This is a genomic window from Marinovum sp. (assembly GCF_034669705.1).
GTDB lineage: Bacteria > Pseudomonadota > Alphaproteobacteria > Rhodobacterales > Rhodobacteraceae > Marinovum.
In genome coordinates this window covers 36,379-48,982 of sequence record NZ_JAXMOR010000009.1, presented here as the reverse complement: position 1 = coordinate 48,982, position 12,604 = coordinate 36,379, and the positions used below count along the sequence as shown (strand labels likewise).

The window sequence follows — 12,604 nt, the reverse complement described above, 5'->3', positions numbered from 1 at the left end:
CCTCCTCTGCATGCAATTGGCACGATACCTAATTTGCCATGGCCCCCTCGGCAAGCACGCGATTGACCCGCCGGGCGTTAGCGGCCAAACAAGGCGCAACCTGAACCCTAGGGAAGGACTGCCAAGATGGGCTGGAAAACTCTCGACGACATGGACCTCGACGGCAAGCTGGTGCTGACCCGTGTCGACATCAACGTGCCGATGGATAACGGCAAAGTGACCGATGACACCCGCATTCAGCGCATCGTGCCGACCATCCGGGATATCCTCGCCAAGGGCGGCACCCCGGTGATGCTGGCGCATTTCGGCCGGCCCAAGGGCAAGCACGTGCCGGAGATGAGCCTGCGCCAGGTGGTTCCGGCGCTGGAAAGCGCGCTGGGCCGCAACGTGATCTTCATCGAACGCCCCTCGCGGGATGCGCTCGACAGCCTCGATGCCGGTTCGGTGGTGCTGGTGGAAAACACCCGCTTTTCCGAGATGGAGGAGAAGAACGATCCCAAGATGGCGCAGTTTCTCGCCTCGCTGGGCGACGTCTATTGCAACGATGCCTTCTCGGCCGCCCACCGCGCCCATGCCTCGACCGAGGGCGTCGCGCGGCTCTTGCCGTCCTGCGCCGGCCGGCTGATGGAGGCCGAGCTCTCGGCGCTGGAGAAAGCCCTGGGCAAGCCCGAGCGCCCGGTGGTCGCCGTGGTCGGCGGTGCCAAGGTCTCGAGCAAGCTTGACCTCTTGGGCAACCTCGTCAGCAAGGTCGATCATCTGGTGATCGGCGGCGGCATGGCCAATACCTTCCTCGCCGCCCAAGGCATCGACGTCGGCAAATCGCTGGCCGAGCATGACATGACCGACACCGCCCGCGAGATCATGGCCAAGGCCGAGGCCGCCGGCTGCAAGATCCTGCTGCCGGTCGATGTTGTGGTGGCCCGCGAGTTCAAGGCCGGTGCCGAGAACGAGACCGTGGCCGCCGACGCCTGCCCCGCCGACGCGATGATCCTCGACGCCGGACCCGAGACGGTGAAACAGGTGGCGGCGGTGCTGGAAACCGCCAAGACGCTGATCTGGAACGGCCCGATGGGCGCCTTCGAAATCGAACCCTTCGACCGCGCCACCAATGCCGCCGCGCAACAGGCGGCCGCGCTGTCGAAGGCCGGCAAGCTGATCTCGGTGGCCGGCGGCGGCGACACGGTAGCGGCGCTCAACAAGGCCGGGGCGGCGGAGGATTTCTCCTATATCTCCACCGCCGGCGGCGCCTTCCTCGAATGGATGGAAGGCAAGACCCTGCCCGGCGTCGCCGCGCTCGGCTGAGCCTGCGGCACGACAGAGGAGGACCCGGGCGCAGCCCCGGGTCGTCCACCCCCCACAACACACCCGCCCTATTGACACCATACTAGAATGTTAGCGCCATCACACTGCGGCGCACATTGCAAGCGTCCCTCCCCTCGCTTACCACTGCGGGGCGTGGGGCCTTCAGGCCCCGGGGATCAACTTTCGGGACGGACATTTCCATGAGCAATGACGCTATGGCCAAGCAGATGGCCAACAAAGACGGCTTTATCGCAGCACTCGACCAGTCGGGCGGCTCGACCCCCAAGGCACTGCGTCTCTACGGCATCGAGGAAGACGCCTATTCCGGCGACGAGGAGATGTACGGGTTGATCCACGAGATGCGCGCCCGGATCATCAAGTCGCCGGCGTTCTCGGGCGACAAGGTGATCGGCGCGATCCTGTTCGAGCGCACCATGGATGGCGAGATCGACGGCACGCCCACCGCCGAATACCTCTGGAAGGAATGCGGCGTCGTGCCCTTCCTCAAGGTCGACAAGGGGCTCTGCGAGCCGACCGACGGCGTCAAGCTGATGAAGGCGATCCCCGATCTCGACGCGCTCTGCGCCCGCGCGGTCGGCAAGGGGGTCTACGGCACCAAGATGCGCTCGGTGATCGACGCCGCCAACAAGGCCGGCATCAACGCCATCGTCTCGCAGCAGTTCGAGGTCGGCCGGCAGATCAAGGCCGCCGGGCTGATGCCGATCCTCGAGCCGGAGGTGACCATCACCATCGCCGACAAGGCAGAGGCCGAGGCGATCCTGCGCGACGAGATCGTCAAGCACCTCGACGCCCTGCCAGAGGGTGAGCAGGTGATGCTGAAACTGTCGCTGCCGTCGGAGGCCAATTTTTACAAGCCGCTGATCGACCACCCCAAGGTGATGCGCGTCGTGGCGCTCTCGGGCGGCTATTCCCGCGCCGAGGCCAACGACCTGCTGGCCCGCAACGAAGGGCTGATCGCCAGTTTCTCGCGCGGGCTGACCGAAGGTCTCTCGGCGCAGCAGAGCGACGAGGAATTCGACGCCATGCTGGGTGACGCGATCTCCTCGATCTACGAGGCGTCGAAGGCGGGCTGAGGCGCTCGGTCCGAGATGGGAGGGCGGTCTGAAAAGGCCGCCCTTTTTCGGTTGGTCTGTTGCATCAACGACATCTGAAGCGGATCGATCCGCAACCTTCGACGGCCGGATCTCCCGAGGGTCCGAATGACCCCGCAGAGCCTACAGACCCTTGATCTGACTGTCAATTTTTGTGCGGTCCGGCGGCTGGCTAGCGCTCCCTAACATTCATCCCGGCACGGCCCGGCGGCAATGACAGAGAAATTCTGCAAACCTCCGACTCAGGGGATTCCCTTCCCGAATCACCTGTGCCATACTGCCTCTACAGCATCCGTCAGAGATGCATTCGAGGCAGACCATGAGCAGCAATCCGACCCGCCGGAACATCGTCCCGTTAAGCGTGTTCGCCATCGCGTTCACCCTGGGGGCCTATTTCACCTTTGCCGCCGTGCAGGGCGACTATGGCTTGTTCCGGCGGGCGGAAATCCTCGACAATGCCGCCAGGCTCGAGGCCGAGCGCGACGCGCTGCGCGCCGACCTGGCCGAGATGGAGAACCTCACCCGCCGGCTCTCCGACGCCTATCTCGACCTCGACCTGCTCGACCAGCAGGCGCGCGAAGTGCTCGGGCTGATCCGCTCGGACGAGATCGTCATCCGCTGACCGCTTCGCAGACGCAGCGTCAAAGCCCCCTTTCCACCCGGTGCCCGTCTGGGCTAGGCTTAGTTTAACACTAAACAATTCGCCACCGGGAGGGCGCCGCCATGGCCGCGCGCAGAGCTGCGAAAAAACCCAATGTCTCCAAGGACGAGCTGACGCAGTACTACCGCGACATGCTGCTGATCCGTCGGTTCGAGGAAAAGGCCGGCCAGCTTTACGGCATGGGGCTGATCGGCGGTTTCTGTCACCTCTACATCGGTCAGGAAGCGGTTGTCGTGGGCCTCGAGGCGGCGGCGGAAGAGGGCGACAAGCGCGTCACCTCCTACCGCGACCACGGCCACATGCTGGCCTGCGGCATGGACCCCGGCGGCGTGATGGCCGAGCTCACCGGCCGCGAGGGCGGTTATTCCAAGGGCAAGGGCGGCTCGATGCACATGTTCTCGAAGGAGAAGCATTTCTACGGCGGCCACGGCATCGTCGGCGCGCAGGTGCCGATCGGCGCCGGCCTCGCCTTTGCCGACCGCTACAAGGAGAACGGCCGCGTCACCTTTACCTATTTCGGCGATGGCGCCGCCAACCAGGGCCAGGTCTACGAGACCTTCAACATGGCCGCGCTCTGGGATCTGCCGGTGATCTTCGTGATCGAGAACAACCAGTACGCCATGGGCACCGCCCAGCAGCGCTCGACCTCGACGCCTGATCTGCACACCCGCGGCGAGGCCTTCGGCATCCCCGGCGAGGTGGTCGACGGCATGGATGTGCTGGCGGTCAAGGCGGCGGGCGACAAGGCGGTGGGCCACTGCCGCGCCGGCAAGGGCCCCTATATCCTCGAGGTCAAGACCTACCGCTACCGCGGCCATTCGATGTCGGACCCGGCAAAATACCGCACCCGCGAAGAGGTGCAGAAGATGCGCGAGGAGCGCGACCCGATCGAACATGTCCGCGCCCTGCTGCTCGAGGGCAAGCACGCCAGCGAGGAAGACCTCAAGGCGATCGACAAGGAGATCAAGCAGGTGGTCAGCAAGGCCGCCGACTTCGCGCGCGAGAGCCCCGAGCCCGCGCTCGAGGAGCTTTGGACCGATATCTATGCGGAGGCCCGCTGATGCCACATTTCGAGATCCACGCCACCGACACCGCGGCGGCACAACGCTTCTATTCCGGCCTTTTCGGCTGGTCCTTTGATCCCATGCCCGGCTTCGAGGACGAAGAGTATTTTCTCGTCTCCGGTCCCGGCATCGAGCCGCCACTGACCGGCGGGCTGATGAGACGCATGGGCGACGCCCCCGCCGCTGGCGCCCCGGTGCGCGGCTGCACCCTGACCTTCGAGGTCGCCGATTGCGACGACCGCTACGCCTGGGCGCTGGACAATGGCGGTGCCGAGGCCTTGCCGCCCACCGACTACCCCGGCATCGGCCGCGCGGCCTATGTCGAGGACGGCCAGGGCAATATCGTGGGTTTCCTCGCCCCCTCTGACGCGGGGGCCTGACCCATGCCGATCGAGATCCTCATGCCCGCCCTCTCACCGACGATGGAAGAGGGCACGCTGGCGAAATGGCTGGTCAAGGAAGGCGACAGCGTCAGCTCCGGCGACGTGATCGCCGAGATCGAGACCGACAAGGCGACGATGGAATTCGAGGCGGTCGACGACGGCACCCTGGGCCGGATCCTCGTCACCGAGGGCACAGCGGGCGTCAAGGTCAACACCCCCATCGCGGTGCTGGTCGAAGAGGGCGAAAGCCCCGCGGACATAGACACCAAGCCCGCCCCGGCCCCCGAGCCGGGGCCTCCCGCCAAGCCCCGCGACGCCGAGCCTGAGGAAGACACCGAAAAGGCCGCCCCCGGATCAAGCCCGGAACAGACGCGCCCCCCTGCGGAGCCCGACTGGCCGGACGGCACCGAGGTCCGGCAGCAGACCGTCCGCGAGGCCCTGCGCGACGCCATGGCCGAGGAAATGCGCGCCGACGGCGATGTCTTCCTGATGGGCGAGGAGGTCGGCGAATACCAGGGCGCCTACAAGATCTCCCAGGGCCTGCTCGACGAATTCGGCCCCAAACGCGTGATCGACACGCCGATCACCGAACACGGCTTCACCGGCCTCGCGGTGGGTGCGGCCTTTGGCGGGCTGCGACCGATCGTCGAGTTCATGACCTTCAACTTCGCCCTGCAGGCGATGGACCAGATCGTCAACTCGGCGGCCAAGACGCTCTACATGTCCGGCGGCCAGATGGGCGCGCCGATGGTGTTCCGCGGCCCCAACGGCGCCGCCGCCCGGGTCGCCGCCCAGCACAGTCAGGATTTCGCCGCCTGGTTCAGCCATATCCCCGGGCTCAAGGTGGCGATGCCCTATTCTGCCAGCGACGCCAAGGGCCTGCTGAAATCCGCCATCCGCGACCCCAACCCGGTGATCTTCCTCGAAAACGAGATCCTCTATGGCAAGAGCTTCGAGGTGCCGGTGATGGAGGATTTCACCCTGCCCTTCGGCAAGGCCCGCACCTGGCGGGAAGGCTCGGACGTCACCCTCGTGAGCTTCGGGATCGGCATGACCTACGCGCTGGAAGCGGCCGAAAAGCTGGCCGAGGAGGGCATCGAGGCCGAGGTCATCGACCTGCGCACCCTGCGCCCGATGGACACCGAAGCGATCCTCGAGAGCGTGCGCAAGACCAACCGCTGCGTCACCGTCGAGGAAGGCTTCCCGCGCAGCTCGATCGGCAACCAGATCACCGCACTGCTGATGGAACAGGCCTTCGACTGGCTCGACGCCCCGGTGATCAACTGCACCGGCAAGGACGTGCCGATGCCCTATGCCGCCAACCTCGAGAAACACGCCCTGACCTCGACCAAAGAGGTCATCGCCGCGGTGAAGAAGGTCACCTACCGCTGATGCAGGTCCACGGCCGCGATATCGAGACCGAGTGCTACCGGGTCACCCATGTGGTCGACGGCCGCGAGGTCACCGCCCTGGTGCCCGAGCGGCTGGCCGCCGATCTGCGCCCCGGCGGACGGCCCAGCCATCAGGAGGCCTATGTCTGGATGGCCGGCCACAAGGACAAGATCGAAACCGCCATCACCCGCCTCGCCCGCGGCCAGAGCGCCAAACCACCCTTTGACACCATCACCCTGCTCCCTTCATCTTGCCCGTAAACTCCGGGGAGCGCGAGGGGCTGGCCCCTCGCTTCCCCCGCCGCCACAAGCGCCCCCAGTGCCCTGTCCGGAGACGACACCATGCCCACCGAGATCCTGATGCCCGCCCTCAGCCCGACGATGGAAGAAGGCACGCTGGCGAAATGGCTGGTCAAGGAAGGCGACAGTGTTTCCTCCGGTGACCTGCTGGCCGAGATCGAGACCGACAAGGCGACGATGGAATTCGAGGCGGTCGACGAGGGCGTGATCGGCAAGCTTCTGGTCGAGGCTGGCAGCGCCGCGGTCAAGGTCAACACCCCGATCGCCCTGCTGCTCGAGGAGGGCGAATCCGCCGAGGATCTCACCGAAGCCGCCCCCGCTGCGAATGGCGGCGAGGCCACTGCCGCCGGCGCGTCCGACGAGGTTGAAACCGCCGCGGCGAAAGACCCCGCCCGGGCCCCTGAGCCAGAGCCTCCCCTCGCCACCTCCAGCGACGGAAAACGCCTCTTCGCCTCACCGCTGGCCCGCCGCATCGCCGAGGACAAGGGGCTCGACCTCTCGCAAATCAAGGGCACGGGCCCGCGCGGCCGCATCGTCAAGGCGGATGTCGAGGCGGCAAGCGCGCCGAAGACGCCCGCAAGGGCGGAGGAGGCCCCGGCCGAGACGGCGAAATCCGCGCCGCCTTCGGCCAGTGCCGGCCAGGTCGCCGCGCTCTATGCCGACCGCGCTTACCAGGAGGTGCCGCTTGACGGCATGCGCAAGACCATCGCCGCGCGCCTCACCGAGGCCAAGCAGCAGATCCCGCATTTCTACCTGCGCCGTGACATCCGGCTCGACGCGCTCCTGTCGCTGCGCGCCGATCTCAACCGTCAGCTGGCGGCGCGAGAGATCAAGCTCTCGGTCAATGATTTCATCATCAAGGCCTGCGCCGCCGCCCTGCAGCAGGTGCCCGATGCCAACGCCGTCTGGGCCGGCGACCGCATCCTGCGGCTGACGCCCTCGGACGTGGCGGTGGCCGTGGCCATCGAAGGCGGGCTCTTCACTCCGGTGCTGCGCGACGCGCATCAGAAATCGGTCTCGGCCCTCTCGGCTGAAATGAAAGACCTCGCCGCCCGCGCCCGCGACCGCAAGCTCAGCCCGCAGGAGTATCAGGGCGGCAGCTTTGCGATCTCCAACCTCGGCATGTTCGGGATCGAGAATTTCGACGCGGTGATCAACCCGCCACATGGCGCCATCCTCGCGGTCGGCGCCGGGGTGAACAGACCGGTGGTGCAGGAGGACGGCACGCTCGGCGTGGCAACGGTGATGTCGGTCACCCTCTCGGTCGATCACAGGGTGATCGACGGCGCGCTCGGTGCACAGCTTCTGGCGGCGATCAAGGACGGTCTGGAGGCCCCCCTGGCGCTGCTCGCCTGAGCGCCAAGGGCCTGACCGCAGACCTCAGGTGTTCAGCCGGTGGCGTCGATGGTGGCTTTGATCGCCTTGCGCCAGCCCGCGTAGCGCGCGTTGCGGGTGTCCTCCGACATCGCCGGATCGAACCGCGCGTCGCATTCCCAGCTTTGCGCAAATTCCGCCATCTCCGGCAGGATCCCGGCCTTGTGGCCGGCCAGCCAGGCCGCGCCCATGGCGGTGGTCTCCAGCACCTTGGGCCGCTCCACCGGCGCGCCGCTGATGTCGGCGAGGAACTGCATGGCGAAGGTCGAGGCGCTCATCCCGCCATCGACGCGCAGCGCGGTGTCGCCGGCGCCGTCCCAGTCGGCGCACATCGCCTCGAGCAGGTCACGGGTCTGGAACCCGACGCTTTCCAGCGCCGCGCGGGCAAGTTCCGCCGGGCCGGAGCCGCGGGTAAGACCAAAGATCGCGCCGCGGCAATCGGCGTTCCAATAGGGCGCGCCCAGCCCGGTAAAGGCCGGCACGAGGATCAGCTGCTGGCCGTCGTCGGCCGCTTCCGCCAGCGCCTGCGTCTCGCTGGCCGCGCCGATCAGCCTGAGCCCGTCGCGCAGCCATTGCAGCACCGCGCCGGCGATGAAGATCGAGCCTTCGAGCGCATAGGTCGGCGTGCCGTCGAGCTGATAGGCGATGGTGGTCAGCAGGCGGTTGTTTGACCGCACCGGCGTGTCACCGGTGTTCAGGAGCGCGAAACAGCCGGTGCCGTAGGTGGATTTCATCATCCCGGGCTGGAAACAGGCCTGCCCGACCGTCGCCGCCTGCTGGTCGCCGGCGATGCCGAGGATCGGGATGGTGCCGCCCAGAAGCGTGGTCTCGCCGAAATCGGCGGCGCAATCCTTGACCTCCGGCAGCATCGCACGCGGGATGTTCAGCCTGTCGCAGATGGTCTGTGACCAGCGGCCCTTGTGGATGTCATAGAGCATGGTGCGGGCGGCATTGGTGGCATCGGTGACATGCGCGCGGCCTTCGGTCAGGTTCCAGACCAGCCAGCTGTCGACGGTGCCGAAAAGCAGCTCGCCCGCCTCGGCGCGCGCCCGCGCGCCGTCGACATTGTCGAGGATCCAGGCCAGCTTGGTGGCCGAGAAATAAGGATCGAGCAACAGGCCGGTGCGCGCCGTCACCATCTCCTCGACCCCGTCCTCCTTGAGCGCCTTGCACATCTCCGAGGTGCGCCGGTCCTGCCAGACGATGGCGTTGTAGACCGGCGCGCCGGTCTCGCGGTCCCAGACCAAGGTGGTCTCGCGCTGGTTGGTGATGCCGATGGCGGCAATCTCGCCAGCGGCTTCGATCGCCTTGCGGCAGGTGGTGAGCGTGGTCTCCCACAGGTCCTTCGGATCATGTTCGACCCAGCCGCTGTTCGGGAAGTGCTGGGTGAATTCCTCCTGCGCCGAGGCCACGATCTCCAGCGCGCCATCAAACACCATGGCGCGGGTCGAGGTGGTGCCCTGATCGATGGCAAGGATATGGGTCATTCGTCTGCCTCCCTTTCGGCGCGTTTTCACGTGCCCAGCGTTCGTTTTTCGGTCTCGGCGCCCGCGGTTCTGTTCGAATGGCCAGAAATCAGCCATCACCTTTTGCGCCCCCGTTCGGTTTCAGCACATTCGCGCGCGTCAGGCCAGCGCAATTCTGCGCGCCCGTTGCCGAGCGCGCCGTTTTTCCACCCGGACCGGCGCGCCGGTCAGCGCAGGCGCACCTCGGTCGCGGCATCGAAGTACATCGCGTTTTCAGGATCGAAGTTGACCGCCATGCCGGTGCCCTCGGGGATCGCCTCGTCGCCGCGGGTCTCGACGATGATGCGTTCGCCGCTGGCCGAGATCAGGTAGTCATAGGCCACCCCGCCCAGCCGCTCGCGGATGTCGATCCGCACCGGGCTCTCGGCCTCGCGCACACTCAGGTGCTGCGGGCGGATGCCGAGGATCACCTCGCTGCCCTCGGCCGGCAGCGCCACCGTCGCCGGCACCGCCATGTTGTCGAGCCCGGGCACCACCACCCCCTGCCCGGTCACCCGCGCCGCAAGGAAGTTCATGCTGGGCGAGCCGATGAAGCCCGCCACAAAGCGGTTGTCGGGGTCCTGGTAAAGCTCCATCGGGCTGCCGACCTGTTCGATATGGCCGGCGCGCAGCACCACGATCTTGTCGGCCAGCGTCATCGCCTCGACCTGGTCGTGGGTGACATAGATCATCGTCGCGCCGATTTCCTTGTGCAGCCGGGCGATCTCGACCCGCATGTCGACGCGCAATTCGGCATCCAGATTGCTGAGCGGCTCGTCGAACAGGAACACCTCCGGCCCGCGCACGATGGCGCGGCCGATGGCGACGCGCTGGCGCTGGCCGCCAGACAGCGCCTTGGGCTTGCGCGCGAGGTAGTCGTCGAGCTTGAGGATGCGGCTGGCCTCGGCGACCTTGGTCCTGATCTCCTCCTTCGGGTGGCCGTTCATCTTGAGGCCAAATCCCATGTTCTCCTCGACCGTCATATGCGGGTAGAGCGCATAGGTCTGGAACACCATCGCCACGCCACGCTCGGCCGGGTCGGCGCGGGTCACGTCGCGGCCGCCGATCGAGATATGGCCGTCGGAGGTCTCCTCGAGCCCGGCGATCATCCGCAGCAGAGTCGACTTGCCGCAGCCCGAGGGGCCGACAAAGACGCAGAACTCGCCATGCTCGATCTGAAGGTCGACACCGTGGATGACCTCGACCTTGCCATAGCGTTTCACGGCGCTGTGGAGTGCGACACCTGACATTCTCTTTCCTCTCCCTCGGGATGCTGGCTGCTCTTCATTGCGCGATCGGATACGGCCAGCCGGCCGCCTCTCCACCGATCTGCGCCGCCGTCCGCTGCAAGGCGGGCCGGAATTTCTCGATATCCTTCAGTGACATGCGAAAGGTCGATGTCACCACGGACAGGGCGCCGATCACCCGGCTCGAGCCGCCTAGGATCGGCGCGGCAATCGAGATGATGCCCTGTTCGTGTTCTTCGCGGTCAAAAGCCACGCCCTCGGCACGGATCTGCTCGAGCTCCGGCAGCAGCGTGTCGCTGCTGCGGTGGGTGTTGGGGGTGAACCCCTCCCAGCTCTGGCCGTCCAGCGCCTCGGTGCGGCGGGCCGCATCCATGAAGGCCAGCATCACCTTGCCCACCCCGGTGCAATGCGCGGGCGAGCGGCGGCCGGGGGTGGCCATGGTCTTGAAGCCGGTCTTCGGCGTGGTCTTCTCGACAAAGATCACCCGCCCCCGCTCCATCTGCGCCAGGTGGATCGTCTCGCTCACATCCGCCGCCAGCGCCGCCACGAAGGGCTGGGCCAATGGTGCCAGTGACGACTGGGTCCAGGCATGGCGCGACATCCGCACCAGCCGCATGCCGGGCACATAGACATGGCGATCCTCGTCAAACGCCAGCATACCCTGGTTGGTCAGGGTCTGCAGCAGTCGGTGGGTCGTGGCCTTGGGGAACGGGCTGACCTCCAGCACCTCGGAGAACCGCACCGAGCGGCCGAACGCCACGACCATATCGAGCAATTCCAGGGCTTTGCCGACGGTTCCATCCGATGTCACGTGCTTGTTCATCCGCGTGCCTGCTGTCCCGACGCCCGGAAAACCCGGGGAGGAAATTCTTGACTTTTGTAGCATCCGGGCGTCAGTATATCAACATGCAAAACTTTTGTTCCATTATTTGGGACTAGCTTGCACGGTGGAGGAGAAAGGGAGAGAGATGCTCTACAAATCGTTGAAACTGGCGGCGGCCTTGGCCACGTCTACCATGTTGTCTTCGGCGGCACTGGCCGGCGAACTGGTGATCAATACCGACACGTCCGATCCGGCGCCCAAGGCCGCCTTCGAGGCGCTGATCAAGGGGTTCGAGGCCGAGCATCCGGATGTCACGGTCACCTGGAACCTGTTCGACCACGAGGGCTACAAGACCTCGATCCGCAACTTCCTGACCGCCGATGCGCCCGATCTTGCCAACTGGTACGCCGGCAACCGGATGCTGCCCTATGTCAACGCCGGGCTGTTCGAGCCGGTGGATGATGTCTGGGAAGAGAACGGCCTGAAGGACTCGCTGGCCTCCTCGGTCGGCTCGATGACCATCGATGGCAAGATCTGGGGCGTGCCCTATACCTATTACCAATGGGGCGTGTACTACCGGAAGGACATCTTCGATGAGCACGGCATCGACGTGCCCACCACCTGGGACGCGTTCAAGGCCGCAGGGGCCACGCTGACCGAGGCCGGCATCACCCCGATCACCATCGGCACCAAGTACCTCTGGACCGCCGGCGGGGTCTTTGACTACCTCAACCTGCGCACCAACGGCTATGACTTCCACATGGCGCTCGGCAAGGGCGAGGTGCCCTGGACCGACGAGCGCGTCGTCGCCACGATGAACAACTGGAAAGAGCTGATCGACGCCGGCTTCTTCCTCGAAAACCACGCCGCCTATTCCTGGCAGGAGGCGCTGGCACCGATGGTTCAGGGCGATGCGGCGATGTATGTGATGGGCAACTTCGCGGTGGCGCCGCTGCGCGACGCCGGGCTCACCGATGACCAGTTGGGCTTCTTCCAGTTCCCCCAGATCAACCCAGACGTGGCGATGGCCGAAGAGGCACCGACCGACACCATCCACATCCCGGCCAACGCCAAGAACAAGGAGGACGCGAAGAAATTCCTCGCCTATCTGGCCCGCGCCGAGGTGCAGACCGAGATCAACAAGACCCTCGGACAGCTGCCGATCAACAAGAACTCTGAAGTCGGCGACGATAAGTTCCTGCAGGCCGGCTACGAGATGCTGAGCAAGACCGACGGCGGCATCGCGCAGTTCTTTGACCGCGACTACCCGGCCGAGATGGCCAAGGCGGGCATGGAGGGCTTCCAGGAATTCATGGTCAAGCCCGAGCGCATGGAGCAGATCCTCGAGCGGCTCGAGAAGGTCCGCGCACGGGTCTACAAGTGACGGCCGTCGCCCGGTGACCGGGCGCCCCGGACCTGGTCCGGGGCCTCCCCCGCGGACT

The 12,604-nt window shown here is 66.1% G+C and carries 12 protein-coding genes; 9 read left to right on the top strand and 3 right to left on the bottom strand.

Annotation, left to right across the window (positions count from 1 at the left end):
- Window positions 1-126 precede the first annotated feature (126 nt).
- From VOI27_RS08665 to VOI27_RS08630, 8 genes are all read left to right on the top strand, one after another.
- Window positions 127-1,302, top strand: a complete 1,176-nt coding sequence (locus VOI27_RS08665; RefSeq protein ID WP_323764930.1) for a phosphoglycerate kinase — start codon at window positions 127-129, stop codon at window positions 1,300-1,302.
- Between the two features lie 200 nt (window positions 1,303-1,502).
- Window positions 1,503-2,396 carry a fructose bisphosphate aldolase gene (locus VOI27_RS08660; RefSeq protein ID WP_323764929.1) on the top strand — a complete coding sequence of 298 codons (894 nt, stop codon included), beginning with the start codon at window positions 1,503-1,505 and terminating at the stop codon, window positions 2,394-2,396.
- Window positions 2,397-2,733: 337 nt separating this feature from the next.
- A complete protein-coding gene (locus VOI27_RS08655; RefSeq protein ID WP_323764928.1) occupies window positions 2,734-3,036 on the top strand; it encodes an FtsB family cell division protein in 303 nt (100 codons plus the stop codon).
- A gap of 101 nt (window positions 3,037-3,137) precedes the next feature.
- Window positions 3,138-4,136: a pyruvate dehydrogenase (acetyl-transferring) E1 component subunit alpha gene (pdhA, locus tag VOI27_RS08650; RefSeq protein WP_323764927.1), complete on the top strand. Its 999-nt coding sequence runs from the start codon at window positions 3,138-3,140 to the stop codon at window positions 4,134-4,136.
- Window positions 4,136-4,519, top strand: coding sequence for a hypothetical protein (locus VOI27_RS08645; protein ID WP_323764926.1), 384 nt, complete (start codon window positions 4,136-4,138; stop codon window positions 4,517-4,519). Before pdhA ends, VOI27_RS08645 begins: the two co-directional genes overlap by 1 nt.
- A gap of 3 nt (window positions 4,520-4,522) precedes the next feature.
- Entirely contained in the window at window positions 4,523-5,914 is a 1,392-nt protein-coding gene (locus VOI27_RS08640; protein ID WP_323764925.1) for a pyruvate dehydrogenase complex E1 component subunit beta, read from the top strand.
- Entirely contained in the window at window positions 5,914-6,174 is a 261-nt protein-coding gene (locus tag VOI27_RS08635) for a hypothetical protein (RefSeq protein WP_323764924.1), read from the top strand. Before VOI27_RS08640 ends, VOI27_RS08635 begins: the two co-directional genes overlap by 1 nt.
- Before the next feature lie 81 nt (window positions 6,175-6,255).
- Window positions 6,256-7,569, top strand: coding sequence for a pyruvate dehydrogenase complex dihydrolipoamide acetyltransferase (locus VOI27_RS08630; protein WP_323764923.1), 1,314 nt, complete (start codon window positions 6,256-6,258; stop codon window positions 7,567-7,569).
- A gap of 32 nt (window positions 7,570-7,601) precedes the next feature.
- Here VOI27_RS08630 and glpK read toward each other — a convergent pair whose 3' ends face one another.
- From glpK to VOI27_RS08615, 3 genes are all read right to left on the bottom strand, one after another.
- Complete coding sequence (gene glpK, locus VOI27_RS08625) at window positions 7,602-9,074, bottom strand: glycerol kinase GlpK (protein WP_323764922.1); 1,473 nt, start codon at window positions 9,072-9,074, stop codon at window positions 7,602-7,604.
- A 206-nt stretch (window positions 9,075-9,280) separates the two neighbouring features.
- Window positions 9,281-10,342 (bottom strand): sn-glycerol-3-phosphate ABC transporter ATP-binding protein UgpC, encoded by a 1,062-nt coding sequence (locus VOI27_RS08620; protein WP_323764921.1) that lies wholly within the window; start codon window positions 10,340-10,342, stop codon window positions 9,281-9,283.
- 34 nt (window positions 10,343-10,376) lie between these two features.
- On the bottom strand, window positions 10,377-11,162 hold the full coding sequence (locus tag VOI27_RS08615) for an IclR family transcriptional regulator (RefSeq protein ID WP_323764920.1): 786 nt from the start codon (window positions 11,160-11,162) through the stop codon (window positions 10,377-10,379).
- A gap of 145 nt (window positions 11,163-11,307) precedes the next feature.
- Here VOI27_RS08615 and VOI27_RS08610 point away from each other — a divergent pair, with 145 nt between their 5' ends.
- On the top strand, window positions 11,308-12,546 hold the full coding sequence (locus tag VOI27_RS08610; RefSeq protein ID WP_323764919.1) for an ABC transporter substrate-binding protein: 1,239 nt from the start codon (window positions 11,308-11,310) through the stop codon (window positions 12,544-12,546).
- Window positions 12,547-12,604: the final 58 nt, after the last annotated feature.